The sequence below is a fragment of the Actinomyces sp. HMT 175 genome (genome assembly GCF_016694895.1).
Taxonomy (GTDB): domain Bacteria; phylum Actinomycetota; class Actinomycetes; order Actinomycetales; family Actinomycetaceae; genus Actinomyces; species Actinomyces oris.
The window spans coordinates 2994364-3013614 of record NZ_CP068012.1 but is presented as its reverse complement, the minus strand read 5'-3'; the positions used below and the strand labels follow the sequence as shown (position 1 = coordinate 3013614).

The 19251-nt window shown below is 69.3% G+C and carries 12 protein-coding genes; 3 read left to right on the top strand and 9 right to left on the bottom strand.

What is annotated here, in order from left to right; all coding sequences use genetic code 11:
- Positions 1 to 372 precede the first annotated feature (372 nt).
- The 8 genes from JJJ14_RS12490 to JJJ14_RS12455 all read right to left on the bottom strand — a co-directional run bounded on the left by JJJ14_RS12490 (position 373) and on the right by JJJ14_RS12455 (position 13304).
- Positions 373 to 1320, bottom strand: coding sequence for a D-alanine--D-alanine ligase family protein (locus tag JJJ14_RS12490; protein ID WP_201444320.1), 948 nt, complete (start codon positions 1318 to 1320; stop codon positions 373 to 375).
- Between the two features lie 8 nt (positions 1321 to 1328).
- Complete coding sequence (locus JJJ14_RS12485; RefSeq protein ID WP_201444319.1) at positions 1329 to 2642, bottom strand: aminotransferase-like domain-containing protein; 1314 nt, start codon at positions 2640 to 2642, stop codon at positions 1329 to 1331.
- 229 nt (positions 2643 to 2871) lie between these two features.
- Positions 2872 to 4311, bottom strand: a complete 1440-nt coding sequence (gene thrC, locus JJJ14_RS12480; RefSeq protein ID WP_201444318.1) for a threonine synthase — start codon at positions 4309 to 4311, stop codon at positions 2872 to 2874.
- A 262-nt stretch (positions 4312 to 4573) separates the two neighbouring features.
- Positions 4574 to 4900 (bottom strand): thioredoxin, encoded by a 327-nt coding sequence (gene trxA, locus JJJ14_RS12475; protein ID WP_003788529.1) that lies wholly within the window; start codon positions 4898 to 4900, stop codon positions 4574 to 4576.
- A gap of 108 nt (positions 4901 to 5008) precedes the next feature.
- Positions 5009 to 5935, bottom strand: coding sequence for a thioredoxin-disulfide reductase (gene trxB / locus JJJ14_RS12470; RefSeq protein ID WP_101559258.1), 927 nt, complete (start codon positions 5933 to 5935; stop codon positions 5009 to 5011).
- An 87-nt stretch (positions 5936 to 6022) separates the two neighbouring features.
- Complete coding sequence (locus JJJ14_RS12465; protein ID WP_201444317.1) at positions 6023 to 10324, bottom strand: murein biosynthesis integral membrane protein MurJ; 4302 nt, start codon at positions 10322 to 10324, stop codon at positions 6023 to 6025.
- The gene (locus tag JJJ14_RS12460; protein WP_201444316.1) at positions 10321 to 12798 is read right to left on the bottom strand and encodes a DUF6049 family protein; all 2478 of its coding nucleotides are present in this window, start codon (positions 12796 to 12798) and stop codon (positions 10321 to 10323) included. The genes JJJ14_RS12465 and JJJ14_RS12460 overlap by 4 nt, the downstream gene beginning before the upstream one ends.
- The gene (locus JJJ14_RS12455; RefSeq protein ID WP_003788538.1) at positions 12795 to 13304 is read right to left on the bottom strand and encodes an NUDIX hydrolase; all 510 of its coding nucleotides are present in this window, start codon (positions 13302 to 13304) and stop codon (positions 12795 to 12797) included. Before JJJ14_RS12455 ends, JJJ14_RS12460 begins: the two co-directional genes overlap by 4 nt.
- A gap of 203 nt (positions 13305 to 13507) precedes the next feature.
- Here JJJ14_RS12455 and JJJ14_RS12450 point away from each other — a divergent pair, with 203 nt between their 5' ends.
- From JJJ14_RS12450 to JJJ14_RS12440, 3 genes are all read left to right on the top strand, one after another.
- Positions 13508 to 14995, top strand: a complete 1488-nt coding sequence (locus JJJ14_RS12450) for a CCA tRNA nucleotidyltransferase (RefSeq protein ID WP_201444315.1) — start codon at positions 13508 to 13510, stop codon at positions 14993 to 14995.
- A 10-nt stretch (positions 14996 to 15005) separates the two neighbouring features.
- Positions 15006 to 16205, top strand: a complete 1200-nt coding sequence (locus JJJ14_RS12445) for a Gfo/Idh/MocA family protein (protein ID WP_201444314.1) — start codon at positions 15006 to 15008, stop codon at positions 16203 to 16205.
- A 156-nt stretch (positions 16206 to 16361) separates the two neighbouring features.
- Complete coding sequence (locus JJJ14_RS12440; protein ID WP_201444313.1) at positions 16362 to 17870, top strand: glycoside hydrolase family 36 protein; 1509 nt, start codon at positions 16362 to 16364, stop codon at positions 17868 to 17870.
- A 43-nt stretch (positions 17871 to 17913) separates the two neighbouring features.
- Here JJJ14_RS12440 and JJJ14_RS12435 read toward each other — a convergent pair whose 3' ends face one another.
- The gene (locus tag JJJ14_RS12435) at positions 17914 to 19224 is read right to left on the bottom strand and encodes an ATP-binding protein (RefSeq protein WP_201444312.1); all 1311 of its coding nucleotides are present in this window, start codon (positions 19222 to 19224) and stop codon (positions 17914 to 17916) included.
- Positions 19225 to 19251 lie beyond the last annotated feature (27 nt).

Genomic DNA, 19251 nt, shown 5'->3' with positions numbered 1-19251 from the left:
ACAAGCAGGTTTCACGTGAAACACTGAGGGTTCCGAATGTGTCGATGCTCTGTTCTCCCGTCACGATGCCAGCACTGATCGTTCTGACGGGACATTGAGGCCGGTCCGAGCAACGCCAGCCCCTGCCCCGTTCCGAGAGCAGCGTGCCTCGATGAGCGCGCGACAGACGTGTGTCACCAGGGCGATGACACACGCGCACCGCATCCGGTTTCACGTGAAACCGCAGGCCCTCCGGTTACTCGTGATGGAGTGTCGTTGAGAAGAATGCACTGATCGATATCCGCTTGCCGCCCTGTGGAACGTCACATGAAAACAGCGGTGGCTCCACTCAAGAGGAGTGGAGCCACCGTTTCACGTGAAACAGAGCCGGCGTTACGGATGAACCAGTGGGTTCCTCACCAACGCGTCATACAGGTCGTCCAAGGAGCCCTCGGCCTTTGCGGCAATGGGCAGCAGGGAGGTCTCCGTCATTCCCGGAATGACGTTGACGTCGATGAACCACGGAGTCCCCTCGTCATCGAGAATGAGGTCGGTGCGCGAGAGATTGCCCAGCCCGAGAGTGGTGTGAACCGTGATAGCCGTCGTTTTCACCTTCTCGATGACCGCCTCATCCAGCCGAGCCGGCACAAAGTACTCCGAACGGCCCGGGTTGTACCGTGCATCGAAGTCATACTGTCCGTCGGTGACGACCTCAACAGGGGGAAGTGCGCGTGGCCCCTCTCCTGTGTCGACGACGGAGACCGCCAGCTCCGTCCCGCCGACGTAGCGCTCGATGAGGGCGCGCTCGTCGTAGGCGAAGCACGCCACCATCGCGGATCGCAGTTCGTCCGCCGTCGATGCGTAGGAGACACCAAGGCCGGAGCCTCCCTGATGCGGCTTCACCACCACTGGCAGGCCCAGATGACCCGCCACGACGGTGAGAACCTCCTGGGCCCCCAGTTGACTGAAATAGGACTGTGGAAGCGTCAATGAATCAGGAGTAATCACTCCTCCGGTGCGAACACTCGCCTTGGCGGTCGGTTTGAAGGAGGCCCGCTGGCAGCCGTCGGAGTGCGTGCCGACATACGGCAGTCCCAGGGAGATGAGGATGTTCTGAAGCCCCCCGTCCTCCCCGGGGCCACCGTGAACCAAGGGCCACACGACGTCGGGCCCGAAGGTCTTGAGCGATCCAATGGTGCGTGCGTCGATGTCCAAGACGAGGACGGTGTGCCCGAGGTGCTTGAGTACCTGGGCGACGCGATGCCCCGAGCGCAAGGAGATGTCGCGCTCATGGCTCAATCCGCCGGCGAGGACAGCGATACGGAGTGGAGACTGGTTCATCGTCAACCTCAGATCTGGTCGGGTGCGGGCGCGTGGACGCCCTCGGACGGATGGGGACTGTGGGTGGGCCCGAACAGGTTCAGCAGCTCGAGATCGCGGGTCACGACGCCGGAGAGCCGGCGCACCCCTTCACGGATCTCGGTGGGCTCGGGGTAGCAGAAGGACAGTCGCAGGTGGTCCTGCCCTGCCCTGCCGCCGGCGTAGAAGGCCGTCCCGGAGACGTAGGCGACCAGGCTCGTGACCGCGCGCGGCAGCATGTCCTTGGCGTCGAGTCCCTCGGGAAGCCGTACCCACACGTAGAAGCCGCCGTCGGGCACGTTCCAGTGGCACATGGGCAGGAACTCCTCCAGCGCCGAGACCATGGCGTCGCGCCGCTCCTGGTACATGGCCCGGAAGTCCACAATCTGCTGCTTCCAGTCGAACTGCTCCAGGTACATGGAGATCGAGAACTGACCCACTGACGACGGGCACAGGATCGCCGCCTCGGAGGCCAGCTTCATCTTCTCCCGCACGGCCGGCGGGGCCACCGCCCAGCCCACGCGGTAACCCGGGGCGAAGATCTTGGAGAAGGAACCCAGGTAGACGACGTCGTCGGGCGCGAGGGTCTTGAGCGCGGTGTAGGTCTGCCCCTCGAAGCCCAGAAGACCGTAGGGATTGTCCTCCACGATGAGGATGTGGTGGCGTCGGCAGATCTCAACGACCTGTCCACGGCGCTCCTCGGCGAGGGTCACTCCGGCGGGGTTATGGAAGTTGGGGAGGCAGTAGAAGAACTTGATACGGCGTCCTTCGCGTTCGAGGCGGACGATCGTCTCCTCCAGCGCCTCCGGGACGACGCCCCCGGCATCAATGGGCACCTGCTGCACATCGGCCTGGTAGGTCGCGAAGATCGACAGTGAGCCGACGTAGGTGGGCGCCTCGGTCAGCACGACGTCGCCGGGGTCGACGAAGAGCTCGGTGATGATGTCGACGGCCTGCTGAGAGCCGGTGGTGACGATGACGTCCTCGGGATCGGCCCTGATCCCCTCCAGGGCCATGACCTCGGTGATCTGCTCTCGCAGCCGCGGCAGTCCCTGCCCGTTCCCGTACTGCAGCGCCCGGCCGCCGTCCTTGCGGATCATCCGTGCAGTGGCCTCGGCCAGACGCTCCAGCGGGAGGTCCTTGAGGTTGGGCATGCCGCCGGCCAGGGAGACGACCTCGGGTCGGGAGGCGACGGCGAACAGGGACCGCGTCTCCGAGGCACGCAGTCCGTGGGCTCGTGCCGCATAGCTGTCCAGCCACGGGTCGAGTCGGTTGCCCTTTACCTGGTTACTGCTCTCACTCACCTGCGGTCCTTCCTTGGTCGCCACTGATGCGTCCGTGGCCCTAAGTCTGCCACGGACCCAGCCGTGTTCAGCAGTCGGCGGGGGCAGGAGTATTCCGCGGTGTTTCACGTGAAACACGCTCCTCACCTCATCGCTGGGACGGCGCGTGCGCCGGACAAGGACGCGCCGCGCATCGTAGGTGCGATGCGCGGCGCGGTGAGGTGTCAGTAGCCCTACGGGCCGACCTCGGTCAGCGGGTCAGGGCCCGCTCCTCGATGAGGGCGCGCAGAGGAGCCTCCTCGTTGTCGATCGTCTCGACCTTCTGGGGCCGGGCAAGCAGATCAGCGACGACGTCGGGGGTCTCCGGCTCGCTCCCGAGCGCCTCGGCCACCGTCTGCGGGAACTTCGCGGCCTTGGCGGTCTCCATGACGAGTGTGGGGAAACCGGGCTCCATGACGCGCAGAGCGACCGTCACGCCGTCGGCGGTGTGCGGGTCGATGAGCCGGCCGGAGCGCTCCTTGACGCTGCGGATGGCCTCCAGCCGGTCGGCGTGCGTGGACGTGCCGGCGACGAAGCCGAACTCCTCGCGCAGGCGCGGGAGCTGATCGCGCAGGTCGAGCGTGCCGGTGGCCTCCAGCTCGGCCCAGCGCTGCACGAAGACCTCGGGGCCCAGCAGCGTCCAGACGAAGCGCTCCAGGTTGGAGGCCTTGGAGATGTCCATGGAGGGGCTGGAGGTGGCCAGGGTGTCCTCCGCGGAACGGGGTCGGTAGATGCCGGTGGTGAAGAACTCCTCGAGTACGTTGTTCTCATTGGTGGCCAGAATGAGGCGCCGGATCGGCACTCCCATGGACCGGGCCAGGAAGCCGGCGTAGATATTGCCGAAGTTGCCCGAGGGCACGCAGACATCGATGCGGTAACCAGCGCGGCGCCCCTCCTCCACCGCGTCGGTGACCCGCAGCCAGGACCACACGTAGTAGACAGCTTGCGCGGCGATCCGGCCGATGTTGATGGAGTTGACGGCGCCCAGGTGATGAGCGGCCTTGAACTCCGCGTCGTTGCTCAGCGCCTTGACCAGCGCCTGGCAGTCGTCGAAGACACCGCGCACCGCGATGTTGTGGATGTTGGCGTCCTGGAGGGTGTACATCTGGGCGCGCTGCACCGGACTCATACGCCCGGCCGGCGAGAGCATGAAGACGCTGACGCCCTCCTGCCCCCTGAAGGCGTGCTCGGCCGCCGAACCGGTGTCGCCGGAGGTGGCGCCCAGAATGTTGAGCACCTGTCCGTGCTTCGCCAGCACATAGGGAATCGCCTGCCCGAGGAACTGCATGGCCAGGTCCTTGAAGGCCATTGTCGGTCCCTCGGACAGGCCCACGAGGGTCAGGCCGTCGGCGACGTCGTCAAGCCAGGTGACAGGGACGACCGGCTGTGGGAACCGCTGCGGGCCATAGGCGGCCTGGGTCAGCTCGGCCAGGTCCTCCCGGGGAATGTCGGTGGCGAACAGGCCGATGACTTCCGTGGCCAGGTCGGCGTAGCCCAAGGGCCTCCAGGCCTCGATCTGCTCGGGGCCCAGGGCTGGCAGTTGGCTGGGAACCGCCAGGCCACCGTCGGGCGCCAGGCCCGCCACAAGAACGTCCGTGAACCCCGCTGCCGCCATCTGGCCACGGGTGGAGATGTACTGGGTGTGCTGCATGTGCCGCCTTCTTGCCGTGTCGCATGACCTGGTGCCGCGTGCGAATCCGGTGCGATTCTACGGGGCCGTGACGGCGGGTGACAGGTGCGGTGTCAGATGCTGTGTCAGATACGGCCTCGCTGAGGTGACGGCCCGCCCGACGACGGAACCAGACATCAGACAACCGTCGGGACAGGACATCGGCCCCGCCGAGACGCCCGCAAGGGGGCAGCACGGCGGGGCCGATGCGTGAGAGTCAGAAGACAGGGCGGAGGGCCCGGGCTCAGGCCAGGACCTTCTCCACCTCGGCCTTGAAGGAGGCCTTGGGGCGCGAGCCGGCGAACTGGTGGAAGACCTCGCCGTCGCGCACCACCGCGAAGGTCGGGATGGAACGCACGCCGTAGGAGCGGGCCGTGGCCGGGTTGGCGTCCACGTCGACCTTGACGAACTTGACCTTGTCACCGAAGTCAGCGGCGACCTCGTCCACGATCGGCGCCATCTGGCGGCAGGGGCCGCACCACTGGGCCCAGAAGTCGATGACGACGGGCACCTCGGACTTGAGGACCTCCTCCTCGAAGGTGGCGTCGGTGACGGCGAGAGCCTCGGACATGATTGTTCTCCTCGAACGTTGTGGGTGGGTGAGTCAGGATGGACGGGACCGGCGATGCGACGTCGGCGGTGCCGACTCCGCCCTGTGCTGAGTGGAGGCAGCCGGCCCTCAGGCCTGCAGAGTGGTCAGATAGTGCTCGGCGTCCAGGGCCGCTCGGCAGCCGGACCCGGCCGCCGTGATCGCCTGCTGGTAGGTGGGGTCGGCGACGTCACCGCAGGCGAAGACCCCGGGGATGCGGGTGCGCTGAGAAGGCGCTTCGACCTTGATGTAGCCGGCCTCGTCGAGCTCGAGGACGTCGGCGACGAGCTCGCTGCGCGGCACCTGTCCGATGGCGACGAACAGACCCGTGGCCTCGAGCCGGCGGCGGTCCCCGGTGACGGTGTCCTCCAGGGTGACGCCGGTCAGCGAGTCCTCACCGTCGAGCTCGACGACTCGCGAGTTCCAGGCGAAGGAGATCTTCGGGTCCTCCTGGGCGCGCTTGGCCATGACGGCCGAGGCGCGCAGCTCGTCGCGGCGGTGGACCACCGTCACGGAGCGGGCGAAGCGGGTCAGGAAGGTGGCCTCCTCCATGGCCGAGTCCCCACCACCGACGACGACGATGTCCTGGTCCTTGAAGAAGAACCCGTCGCAGGTGGCGCAGTAGGACACGCCGTGGCCGGAGAGGCGCTCCTCTCCGTCGATGCCCAGGTGCCGGTACTCCGAGCCGGTGGAGATGATGACGGTGCGGGCCTCGTAGACGCCGTCAGAGGTGGTGATGCGCTTGACGTCGCCCTCCAGCTCGAGGGCGGTGACGTCCTCGTAGCGGATGTCGGCACCGAAACGCTCGGCCTGCTCCTGCATCTGGGTCATGAGCTCAGGGCCCATGATGCCCGTGACGAAGCCGGGGTAGTTCTCCACCTCGGTGGTGTTCATCAGGGCACCGCCGGCAGTCACCGAACCGGCCAGGATGACCGGATTGAGCTGGGCGCGGGCCGCGTAGATGGCAGCTGTGTAGCCGGCGGGACCGGAGCCGACGATGACGACGTCGTGAATCATGACTCTCCTGACGAGCGGATAGGGGGCCGCAGTGCGCGGCTACCTGAGGTAACTGGTTACCAGTACGGCCTGTTCCCAGGGAAGGTCCTATTTGATTGTGACCTCAGTCACTGTTGCCTTGTAGGGGAACTCGGTCGGATCACTGTTCTTGGGCAGCTGGGTCACCCTGATGACGATGGTGTCGACCTCCTGGGGGTTGTCGACCTTGAGGGTGGTGCTTCCCGAGGTGAAGGCGCCCTCGGCGAGGACCGTACCGCCGCCTGCGTTGCTGAGGTCCGTGGCGCGGATCTCAAGATGTCCGCCCTCGTTGGTTCCCTGCAAGTCGATCTCAGAGACCTTGGCGCGGCTCTTGAGCTTGATCTCGATGTCGATCGGCTGGAGCAGCTCTTGACTGCTGCTGTTGTGGGAGAACCAGGCGTGGCTCGTGTCCCCGTCAGCCAGGTACTGCTGGTTGTTGGCCTGTTGCGTGCTCAGGTTGTTGACCACGTTGACACCGGCGATCTCGGGCTTGGCCTCAGCCGGCTGGGGCGCGGGCTGCTGTCCGCCGCCGCCGTTCTCCTGGGCACTGGCCGAGGGGACGGTGTCAGCGGCCGCGCGGTCCTTGTCCGCGAAGGGGATGCCGATCGTCTGGTACACGATGTAGCTGGCCACCACGAGCAAGACGATGACCATGAGGAAGAAGGTGACCAGGACCGAGCTGGTCGTGCGCTGCTCGCGGCGAGCGGCCTCGGGGTCGACCTCCTCGTCCTCGTCGTCATCGAAGGCCGGGAAGCTGCCGGTGAAGGGCTCGGCCGGGACCGGCGCCGGCCCGGGAACGGTCTCGGAGGCGGTCGACAGGACGTTTGGGATCGGGTTCGTCGGCCCGGTGACCTGGACGTAGACGTCGTCGGCGGACTGGTCCTGCGCAGCCGCTGACTCCGGCAGCTGCGGACCAGGGGCCTGCGGGGCCGGTGCTGCGGCAGCCGAGGCCGTCTCGATGACGGAGGTCTGCTCGGCAGGTGCGTTGGAGGCGGTGGGCACGACGGACGGTGCTGGTTCCGGCTGAACCGGTGCGGGTGCCGTCTGCCCCGACGGTGCGCTGACCGTGGTGCTCTTGCCCGCACCGCTGCGCCGCAGCCGGTCCAGGACTCCGCGCGCCGCGTTGGCGACACCGGCTCCCGCGGCACTGACGGCGGCCGAGGCACCCGCAGCGCCACCATTGCCACCAGTGGCGCCGCCGCTCGGCGAGGGGTGCTGGGACGAGGGGCGCTGCGCCGGCCCGGACTCGTGGTAGCCGGCCACCTGGTCCCAGGTGCCCAGTGAGCGCGCCACCTCAGCGGCGGAGATGGGGGGCTGGCTGCTCCAGGTGCGTTCGCACAGCTCGTCCAGGACCGGGTCGATTCCCGGCACGAGCGTGGAGGGCTTGACCGGGACACCGCCCAGTCGAGGTGCGGAGGGAATACCCGGCCGCTTGCCCGGCCACCGGCCGGTCAGGCCGTAGTACAGGATCTCCACTAGGGAGCGGGCGTCGGCACGGTCCGCGGCCGACGGGTCATGGCCGGCGACCCGGCTCTCCAGATCGAGGGCGGCGGCCTCAATGCCCAGGCCACTGACCTTCACCGTACCGTCGGGAAGAACGCGGATGGACTCCGGCGACAGGTTGAGGTGGTGCAGTCCCCGGCGAGCACCGGCGTCCAGCGCCTGCGCGGTCTCACCGATGATGGCGCGCGCCTGCGCCGGGGGCATGCCCCGGGAGACCAAGGAGGAGAAGGTCCTTCCGGTCAGCGGCTCGGTGACGATGACGGAGGGTTCGGCGCGCTCGACGTCATAGACCTGCTGGAGACGCTGGTCCTCGACCAGGACTGCCCTGCTGGCCGACTCCAGGACGTTGTCACGATGAAGCGTCGCGTCGGTGAGAACCAGGATCGTGACGTCTCGATCCAGGATCGTGTCGACGCCACGGTGCCTGACAATGCGCGGCAGGGTGGTGGACAGCGTTCCCAGGAGCCCGTAGCGACCACTGCCGATCGGCGTCGCCTCCGACATGCGTCTCCTTCCTTGAGATGGTTGTCCATCTGAACCAGTCGACCCCATCGTAACTGTCCGCGGGCTCCAGACCGGGGTGATGTGGCCGGTGTGGGCAGAGCTGTGTGACGGGTGGGCGGCGGAGCGCCCTGTGGCCCCCCGCGACGGGGGAATGCTGGCTGGCAGCGACGGCGGGATACTCCCGGGTGCGTCGGCTGGGACGTGCCCCGGGGTGGGCCAGTGGTGGGAGGAGCCGGCTGCGGCATCGGCGCTCGGGGGCGGCGGTGCGGCCGCAGCCTGCGAGGGTGCCGGTGGTGGCGGTGCGAGACGCTGGACGGGCTGCCCGTGGTGAGGGTGGCCCGCCGCGGCCTGCGAGGGGTGGCCGGCCGCGGGCTGGGACCCCATTTGACCCGGCTGTCCCCAGGAGCGGGTCTGGGCCTGAGCCGGTGGCGGTGGTGCGGGCGGAATCGCTTGAGCACCCCCGGAGGTGTAGCCAACAGCACCATGCGCCGTCGTCCCCGTTGAAAGACCGGAGGGGCCTGAGGTCGCCTGAGCCGGTGGCGGCGGGGGCGCAGGCGTCTGGACGGCCGCCATCTGAGCGGTCATCTGGGTCTGCGGCTGCGCCGGCGACAACCAGGCCGCCGCCGCCAGGACCGCTCGCCCGGGGGCGCCGGGCAGACGCCGACCGAGCGTGGACAGGATCCGCGAGAAGGGCCGGAAGGCGACCGTGATCTCCTCGATCCGGACAATGCGCCCCATCAGCAGGTAGATGAGTGACATGACGGTGGCGACCACGGCGATGTGTCCGAGGGCCGCGGTCATGTTGGCCAGGGAGGAGTCGGCGTCGATGTCACCGAGCATCGTGTTGAGCAGGATCCCGACGACGACCGCGGGCGCCACCGCCATGATGAGACGCAGGTGGGTGGTGACGATCTTGCGGCCGTCGAGGCTGGGCAGGTGGGAGCGCATCATGGGGATGACGACCACGCAGCCCCCGATCTGGCTGATCGTGTTGGCCGCGCCCGCCCAGGTCATCCAGTGGTTGGCCGGGGCGACGAAGTAGGCCAGGACGCACAGGATCACGGGGATGACGCCGACGACGACGTCGGCCAGCAGCAGCCGCTTGGTATCGGAGTAGGCCAGCATCACCCGCTGGGTCCCGAACCAGATCCCCTGCGGGACGATGCCCAGTGCCAGAGCGATGAGCATGGGGGCGCTGGCCTGGGCCTCGGGCAGGGAGATCGAGGGGGTGAAGAGCTGCAGGGCCGGGACGGCCAGGACGCAGATGCCCGCGGTGGCCAGCACCGTGAAGACGCCCGCCGAGCGCAGTCCCAGGGAGAGGTCCTCGCGCACGCCGGCCGCGTCCCCGGCTGCGGCCTTCTCACTCATCCGGGTGAACAGGGCCGTGATGATGGAGGTGACCACGAGGGACTGGGGCAGCATGTACACCAGGTAGGCGTTGAGCCACATGGTCGTGGAGGGCACGATGACGTTCGCGTACTCGGGCTGCTCGGAGGCCGTGACCGCGTAGGAGCCCAGGTTGGAGGTGATCCAGTTGCTCAGACTGGCCACGCCCACCCCGGCCAGGGCCCACAGGGCCACCTTGACGGTCTTGCCCAGCCCCAGGCCCCGCACCCCGAAGATGATGCGCGGCCGGAACCCGGAGCGCACCAGGGGGATGTAGAGGATCAGCGCCTGGACCGCGATGCCCAGGGTCGTCGTCGCCCCGATGAGGGTGATCCGGCCCCAGCCCCAGATCTCTGCGCCTTCACCAGCGGTGTAGCGGCCGTAGATATGGAGGTAGAACAGGATCGAGGCGATCGAGATGATGTTGTTGAGCACCGGCGACCACATGTAGGGCCCGAAGCTCGAGCGGGCGTTGAGCACCTGCCCCCACAGGGCATACAGGCCGTAGAAGAAGACCTGCGGCATGAACCAGAACGCGAAGGCGAAGGACAGCGCTCGCCACTGCCCCTGGGCCAAGGAGTTGGCGTTGAGGGTGAAGATGAGGGGCGCGGCAGCGGTCGCGATGCAGGTGACCACCAGCATGAGCGTGGCCGCGGCGGTCAGGAGGCGGTTGACGACCTCCTCGCCGTTGCGCCGTCGTAGCGCCTGAACGATCTGCGGCACCAGGATCGCGTTGAGGATCCCGCCGATCATCATGTTGTACAGGTAGGTGGGCAGGTTGTTGGCCGTGTTGAAGGCGTCGGCGGCCCCCGACCCGGTGGCGCCCAGCGCCATGACGATCAGGGCGTTGCGCACCATGCCCAGAATGCGGGAGACCAGGGTCCCCGAGGCCATGATGGCCGAGGAGCGCGCCAGGGAGGCCTGGCTGCGCCCCTGGGAGGAGGATCGCCCGATCCGTACACGCTTGATGATGCTCATGCCGTCTCCTGTGCAGCCGGGGCCACTGCGGTGCGGCGGCCCCGTCGTACTGTCCTCACCGTACCGGTCACCACGATGGCGACCAGGACCCCGACGATGACTCCGGTGCCGCGTCCCTCCCAGTCGGCGCGTACGCGCATGTTGACGGTGGTGGGGGTGCCCACAGTGGTGCCGTCGGCGGCGAGCACCTGCACCGTCAGGGCGACGTCGCCGGAGCCGACGGCCTGGATCGGCACCGTGACCTTGGCCTGTTGGTGGGCCGGGACCCGCACGGTGGTGGTGCGCGGGACCTGGAGTCGCTTGTTGTTCGAGACCAGGTAGACCTGAACCGTCACGTCCTGGTTCAGGGAGGAGGTGATGCGCACCGGCAGCTGGGCCTCGGAGCTGATGACGTTGATGGTCGACGACGGCACCGCGGCCAGCGAGGAGGTGACGCCGACGCCGGCCGCCTCGGCATAGGGGATCTGGGCGCTGCGGGTCTTGGGGTCCGAGCGCCAGGACGCTGAGGAGACCACCGTCTCCAGGCTGGTGTAGTCGCCCAGGAGGGCGGCCGGTTCGGAAAGCACTGAGGAGATCGACTGCAGGGTCGCGGAGGTACGGCCGGCGGCGGCGAGGGTGTCGGCGGACAGCTCGTTGGTGTCGATCACCGTGTCCGGCGTCTCGGAGCGATCGATCCGAGAGGTGCCCTCAGCCACAGCCGAGACCTCCTGTTGGGCGCGCTCCTGGAGGGCGGACAGAGACTGGGACTGGGTCCAGGGGACTGAGCGCAGGGCGGCCACCCGCTCGCGCACGACCGATGACTGCACGGCGGAGGCGGCCCTGCGGGGCATCGCCACGACGATGTCCCGCTCCAGTGCCGGGGCCTGGCGGGCCAGGATGGCACTGTCGCTGCGCAGCAGCTGGCGGGTGTCGAGCGCGGTGGCCTGGGCGCTCTGGGTGGTCGGGGTGCCCTGATCGGAGGCAGTGGGTTTGGCGTCCTCACCGGTGAGCGCCCCCGACAGGGACTGCTCCGGGATCAGGATCGCGTGGTCCCCGGAGGCGCCCAGACCGGAGGGGGTGTAGGTGAGATCGTCGGGCGGAGGCAAGGACTCCGGTGAGGCGATGATGGTCGAATCCGGCTGCGCCAGCGCATTGACCGTGGTGGCGTCCGCAACGCTGGAGGCCAACCAGGACACCGATGTCGGGGCCCCCACCTTGACGATGGCCGACTCCTGGGTGCGCCGTGCGGCGGTCTCGATGAGGCTCGTCTGCTGCAGGTGCGCCAGGGCCGCGGTGTCGGAGTCGCCCCACGGCAGAGCCACGAGGCTGTCGGTGTGGATGGCCCGCGCGAGAGCCGCGGAGAGCTGGATGACCTCGTTGGAGACTTGAGACGTCTTCTTGTCCGACGGCGACGTTGCGGTGCCCCCCGCCTGCGGGGACGGGGCGGCGCTCGCCGAGGGGGCCGGCGTCGACGGCGCGGTCGGGGCCGACGACGCGGAGGAGTCGGCGCTCTGGGGCGCCTGAGGGGAGGCGTCCGGCGTGGAGGGCTGGGAGCTGCTGTTGCGGGCGGCCTGCTCGAGGCTGGCCGTGGTGACACCGAGGGCCTCGATCAGTGCCGGGTCGACGGCGACCACGACGCCGTCGCCGGCCATGCTCACCAGGCCCAGGACCCGGTTGTGGATGCGACTGAGGGCCTCCGTGCGCTCCTGGGTATGCGGGGCGGACAGCACCGCCATCTCCTGAGCGGAGGCGGTCACCGGCAGGAAGACGGTCATGCGCACCGGCGCGACGGAGGTGCCGCTGTCCCACACGAGGATGCTGCGGTCCTGGGCCAGGGAGACGTCCTGGGTCGCCAGGGCGACGGAGACGCCGCGCGGCCCCCACTGGTCAGTGCTGTCCAGCGGCAGCTCGTCGGCGGGAATGGTGATGGAGAACTGGGAGACGCCCCCCGGCTGGAGGTCGTGACCCAGTGGGACCGTGAAGGGATCGGACAGTCCCGACTCGTCGGTCCCGGTCAGCCACTTGCTCAGGCCCCGACTCGTGGCCTCCGTGGATCGCTGCACCCGCGTCACCAGGTCCGCCCCGGTGATGGTCTGAGCGGTTCCGTTGGTGATGGTGCCGGTCAGGTTGAGGTCCTGGTCGCTGTGGAGCACCTCGGGGGCCATGGCGTCGATGCTCACGGTCACCTGGTTGGTGGTCTTGTCCTTCTCCGCCGGGGCGGATGGGGCGGCCGTCGTCGAGGCCGACGTCGCGGACGGCTTCGCCAAAGCTGCCGGGGCGGCCGGGGCAATCTCAGCGGAGAGCCCGGCGGACTGCGCGAGCGGGAGTGTGCCGGAGCCCTGGTCCGCCTCGGCCACGGGCAGGGCGGCCACCGGCCACAGCACCAGGCCGGCCACCCCCAGTAGGGCGGCAATGGTCACCATCGCCCTGCTCCGCAGCCGGGAGCCCAGCGTGGTGACCACCTTCGCGTACACAGAGGCGGCGGTGCCCGTCATCCATCCCCCACCAGGATGTCCCAGGCCGCGGCCACGATACGGCGCTCGTTGGGGTAGGCCAGGCGATGGGAGACGTCGTCGAGGGCGACCCACTCCACGTCCTCGGCCTCATGGTCCGGGTCGTTCTCCGTGGTCAGCGTGCCGCTGACCGCCTCCAGCAGGAAGTGGTGCACCACCTTGTGGACGCGGTGCTCGTGGCCGGCGAACCAGTAGTCGATGGTCGCCAGGTGGCGAAGAACCCGACCGGTGATCCCGGTCTCCTCCATGATCTCGCGGACCGCGGCCTGCTCGGGGGTCTCGGCGCCCTCCAGGTGCCCCTTGGGCAGGCACCACTCCAGGCGCCCTCCCCGGTTGCGCCGGGCGATGACCGCGGTGAAGGCCTGCCCGTTCTGGACGTCGACGACCAGGCCGCCGGCACTGGTCTCGTTGACGATGGGCAGGGCGCGTGCACTCGCCCGGTGTGCCGGGTTTCCGGCGCGGGGCGTGCGAGTGCGTGGAGAGGGCATGGGGACACTCTAGGGCGTCCGGGCCGCCGGGCGCCGCTGGCCGAGTACGTCGTCGCACACAACTGCGCCATCCGCGGACGGACGTGAGGGGGCGACGGCGGTCGGTGGCGGCCGTGGCCGGGGTGCGGGATGGTCCTCACCACAGGGCGGCGGAGGCCGAGGACGACGGCGCACCGGTGAGGGTTCATGGCAGGCTTGGGCCGATGACTGCGCACCCCGCTCCCGCTGACCCCGCCGACTCCCCGGAAGCCGCCGAGAACCGCGGCCTGACGCCCAAGGCCCGTCAGGCGCTCGAGGGCCTGCCCCCCGCCCTGGCGGCCCTGGGCCACGCCTTCGTGCGCGCCGGGCACGAGATCGCCCTGGTCGGCGGGCCGGTGCGGGACGCCTTCCTCGGCGTCGCCCCCCACGACCTGGACCTGACTACCTCGGCCCGCCCCGAGCAGACCGAGAAGATCCTGGCCGCCTGGGGCGAGACCACCTGGGACGTGGGCCGGGCCTTCGGCACTATTGGCGCGCGCAAGGGCTCCACTATCGTGGAGGTCACCACCTACCGCACCGAGGCCTACGAGGTCGGCTCGCGCAAGCCCCAGGTGACCTATGGCGACACCCTCACCGGGGACCTCACCCGCCGCGACTTCACCGTCAACGCCATGGCGCTGCGCCTGCCCGACCTCGAGCTCGTCGACCCCTGCGGAGGCCTGGCCGACCTGAGCGCCGGCGTCCTGCGCACCCCCGTCAGCGCCGAGCAGTCCTTCGACGACGACCCCCTGCGCATCATGCGGGCCGCCCGCTTCGCCGCCCAGCTCGGCTTCGACGTCGAGATGGACGTCATGACCGCCATGGAGGAGATGGCCCCCCGCCTGGAGATCGTCTCCGCCGAGCGCGTGCGCGCCGAGCTCGAGCGCCTGCTCATCAGCCCCTGGCCCCGGCGTGGACTGGAGCTGATGGTCCACACCGGCGTGGCCGATGTCGTCCTGCCCGAGCTGAGCGCCCTGCGCGAGACCGTCGACGAGCACAAGCGCCACAAGGACGTCTACGAGCACACCCTGACCGTCCTGGACCAGGCCATCGACCTGGAGACCGGGCCCGACGGGCCCGTCCCCGGCCCCGACCTGGTGCTGCGCCTGGCCGCCATCCTCCACGACATCGGCAAGCCCGCCACCCGCCGCTTCCTGCCCGACGGCACCGTCACCTTCCACGGCCACGACCACGTCGGCGCCCGGATGACGGCCAAGCGGCTGCGGGCCCTGCGCTTCGACAAGCAGACCATCAAGGACGTCTCCCGGCTGGTCGAGCTCCACCTGCGCTTCCACGGCTACGTCGACGCCGCCTGGTCGGACTCGGCCGTGCGCCGTTACGCCACCGACGCCGGTCCCCTGCTGGAGCGCCTCCACCGGCTCACCCGGGCCGACGTCACCACCCGCAACCGCCGCAAGGCCGCCATGCTGGACCGCGCCTACGACGACCTCGAGGAGCGCATCGAGGCCCTGCGCGCCGCCGAGGAGCTGGCCGCCATCCGCCCCGACCTCGACGGCGGCCAGATCATGGCCGAGCTCGGCGTGGCCCCCGGGCCGGTCGTCGGCGAGGCCTACCGCTTCCTCATGGACCTGCGCATGGAGAAGGGGCCCATCGGCGAGGACCTGGCCCGCCAGGCACTGCGCTCCTGGTGGGCGGCCCGCCAGAAGAGCTGAGGGAGACAGAGTGCTTGAAGCCTCAAGGGAGCTGCGGGTCGGTGTCGTCGGCATCGGGGCCCGCTGCTACCTGGCCGCGCTCGCGGACTCCTCGCCGGTGTCGGCCCGGCTCGTGGTCGCGGCCGACACCGCCCCCGACGCCGTCGAGCGCGCCCGGCGGCTCCTGCCCGAGGGCGTGGCGGTCGTGGCCGACCACCGCGACCTGCTGGGGCACGGGATCGACGCCGTCGTCCTGACCACCCCCGACGACACGCACGAGGAGCTGGCCTGCTTCTTCCTCGAGGCCGGCGTCCCGGTCTACCTGGAGAAGCCCCTGGCCATCACCATCGAGGCCGCCGACCGCATCTTGGAGACCGCCCGGCGCACCGGCACCCGCCTCTACGTGGGCCACAACATGCGCCACATGGAGGTGGTGCGGCTGCTGAAGTCGATCATCGACTCCGGGCGGATCGGCGAGGTCAAGGCCATCTGGTGCCGCCACTTCGTGGGCAACGGCGGCGACTACTACTTCCGCGACTGGCACGCCGAGCGCCGCCACGTCACCGGCCTGCTGCTGCAGAAGGCCGCCCACGATATCGACGTCATGAGCTGGCTGGCTCACTCCGCGCCCGCCCGCGTCGTCGGCATGGGCGGACTCATGGTCTACGGGGAGGCCGAGCGGCGCCCGGCGGGGACGAGCGCCGGCACCGTCATGCAGGACTGGTTCAGCCTCGAGCACTGGCCCGCCGACGAGGTGGACGGGCTCAACCCCGTCATCGACGTCGAGGACCACTCCATGCTCATGATGACCATGCGCAACGGGGTCATGACCTCCTACCAGCAGTGCCACTTCACCCCCGACTACTGGCGCAGCTACACGGTCATTGGCACCCGCGGCCGGGCCGAGAACCTCGGTGACGGGGCCGGCGACGTCGTCAAGGTGTGGACCGAGCGCACCGAGCACTACGCCGAGCGCGCCACCCAGGAGTACGTCATCGCCGAGGAGGGCACCGGGCACGACAGCGCCGACCAGCTCGCCATCGACGAGTTCCTGCGCTTCGTGCGCGACGGCGGGGCCACCGAGGTCTCCCCGGTCAGTGCGCGCGACGCCGTCGCAGCGGGGGTGCTGGCCACTCGGTCCCTGCGCTCGGGCTCCGTGCCCTTCGACGTGCCCGAGCTCGACGCGGAGCTGGCGGACTACTTCCACCGTGGGCAGCACAATTCTCACTGATCGACGGAAATCTCATCAACGACGCGGCTCCGCGTCATCTTTGAAGAAAATGTCGGTCTGTACGGTCGGTAGCACGTACAGTGCGAGCCGGGCGGTGCCGGTGCCTCGTGGGGGACCCGAGCCGCGGGCAGGACAGGCCGGAGCCGAGGAGAGCGCATGATTCACCACATCACCCTGACCGGGCGCAGCATCGCCCTGGCCTGCGACGGCACGGTGACCACCCAGCACGGGGCCGGTGGCGCCACCGGCGCGGTCTATGTCGAGGCATCCCACCTGACTCTCCTGCACGACATGCGCGACGGCGAGTTCTACCGCACCGGCCAGAACTCCTGGTCGCCGTCGGGCTGGCGCCGCCTGAGCGAGGCGCCCATGCGCATCGCCGACGAGCAGCGCCGTCGGACCGCCGACGACGCCCCCTGGGACGACCCGGCCCGCCACCACTCGGCCTGGATGGCGGTCCTGGAGGACTCCGCCGGGGCACTGCTCGTGGGCTGCCTGGACGGGCGCACGCCGCGGCTGCGCGCCGACACCGCGGTCCTGGAGGCCTTCACCGAGTCCGGCGACCCGGCGCGCTGGGTGATCCTGCCCGGCCCGGCCACCGCCGTCATGGCCCGCTACGCCCGCGAGCTCGGCGAGAGCCTGGGTGGCCGGGCGATCGAGCCGCAGAGCGTGTGGTGCTCCTGGTACTCCTACTACGAGGGCATCTCGCAGGAGGCCCTCGAGCGCGAGATCCCGCAGGTCGCCGAGCTGGGCTTCAAGACGCTTCAGATCGACGACGGCTGGGAGGTTGCGGTCGGCGACTGGGAGGCCGGCGAGAGCTTCGGCGACGGCATGGAGGCCGCCGCGACCCGGATCCGGGAGGCCGGCATGCAGCCGGGCCTCTGGGTGGCGCCCTTCATCGCCCTGCCCGGCTCGCGGGCCGTGCGCGACTACCCGGAGATGTTCGTCCACAACGCCGACGGCGGACTGGCCGTGGCCGGCTCCAACTGGGGCGGCGACTACTACGCGCTGGACACGACCCACCCCACCGCCCAGACCTACGTGCGCAAGCTCATCGCCAAGATCGTCCACCGGTGGGGCTTCAGCTACCTCAAGCTCGACTTCATCAATGCCGCCGCCATCCCCGGCTACCGGCACCGCCAGATCGACCGGGAGGAGGCCTACCGCACCGGGCTGCGGCTCGTGCGCGACACGGCCGGGGAGGAGACCTTCCTCCTGGGCTCCGGGGCGCTCATCATGCCCTCCATCGGGCTGCTCGACGCGGTGCGGGTGGGGCCGGACGTGGCCCCCATGTGGGAGAACTACGCCTCCGACGACCTATCCGATGCCAAGGCCTATAACGCCCTGCACGCCGGCATCAACCGGCTCTGGCTGGGGCGGGTCATCGGGGTCGATCCCGACGTCGTCTTCTTCCGTCACCGCCGCAACCTCCTGGACGACACCCAGATGCAGTGGCTGCGCGACGTGGCCGAGGCCAGCCGCTACCGGTGCCTGTCGGACCAGATGACCTGGCTCGACGAGGAGGAGAAGGAGGCCGTGCGCACTTTCCTGGCCGCCGAGGACGAGCCCCTGGAGATCCTGGGCCGCTACCGCTTCAGCCTGGGCGAGCGCGAGATCGACCTCACCGAGGCCATCGAGGGGACGCCGTCGGCCTACCCCCTGTGAGGCGGGGCTGGGACGACGTCGGGGCCGGGAGTCGGCTGAGGTCCTACGGTCCCAGCAGGGCGGCGGGCACGACGGCGATCCCGTCCTCGTCCCGGTAGGCCAGACGGCCGGTGGTCACCAGGACTGCGTCCGCGAGCCTTGGCCCGATTTTCTTGCGCAGCCAGCGCAGGTGCTTGGTGTCCTCCGGCTTGGGGGTGGCCCTTGCCTTGATCTCGAAGGCGACAACTCGACGGTCGGCTCCTTCGAGGATGATGTCGATCTCCTGGAGCCCGCCTTTGGTGCGCAGGTGGAAGACCCGGGCGCTGAGGACCTCTGCGTAGACCTGAAGACTTTGAATCACCAGGGACTCGAATAGTGAGCCGAGTACTCGGGGGCGGCGCGGGGTGCCCCGAGGGCTGGTGAGGATCGGGTGGCCGACCCCGAGCACCTCGGAGGGACCGTATCCGAGAAGGCGAGCGGCCAGGGCCGGGTCGCACAGCTGGTGCTTGTCGGTCAGGTTGTTGCGGGAGAACTCGTTCTCGCTGGGGCTCCAGCCCGGAACCGGGTCCAGTAGCCACATCCCGCTGAGGTGGTCTCGGTAGGAGCGCGCCGTCGCCAAGCCCATATCGGTGCTCAGGGGCCTGGTCGCCAGTTCGGCGATGGAGCTGAAGCTCGCCGTTGTGGCCACTGCGCTGGCGTAGGCCGTCAGCCACTCCCTGACGGATCGTGAACGTCGCCTGCCGCCCGTCGCTTCCGGTAGATCATGTCGAAGCGTTTGTTCGATGTATCCGTCCAGCTGGGCCTTGCGCCCCAAAGGTGGCTGCTCCCTGATGGCGGGGAAACCCGAGCGGCAGATTTCATCGACGTACTGGTCGATCGTGACACTCGTGTACCCCTCGATCGGGGTCAGGGCGGAGAGATCCTGAGTGGCGAGACCACTGCCTAACAGGCGCCCCACCGAGACCGTTGGGGTCTCGATCGCGCGCTCGGCCAGGCTGAAGGGACGCATCCTCAGAGTGATGATCCGTCCTGCGCCGGTGTGGGTGGGGGCCTGGGACGGTGTGGAGGATCCGGTGAGCAGAAAACGGCCGGGAGAGGGATCGTCGTCGACGGCGCGACGTACCCGGTCCCACAGCTCGGGCATGCGTTGCCACTCGTCGATGACGAGAGGACTGGGAAGAGTGGTGAAGCGCGATCCGATGGCGGCGAGCTGGGCGCGCTCATCGGGATCGTCAACGGCAATGAAGGTAGTGCCGTGGGCCCTGGCGGTGCGGGTCTTCCCGACGGCGCGGGCTCCCTCGACGCTGACCGCCGGGACCGACCGCAGCAGCTCCTCGAGGCGCTGGTCCATGAGACGCGGCTGGTAGGTGGTCATGAACTGATCGTAAGGGCCACTTTGTGC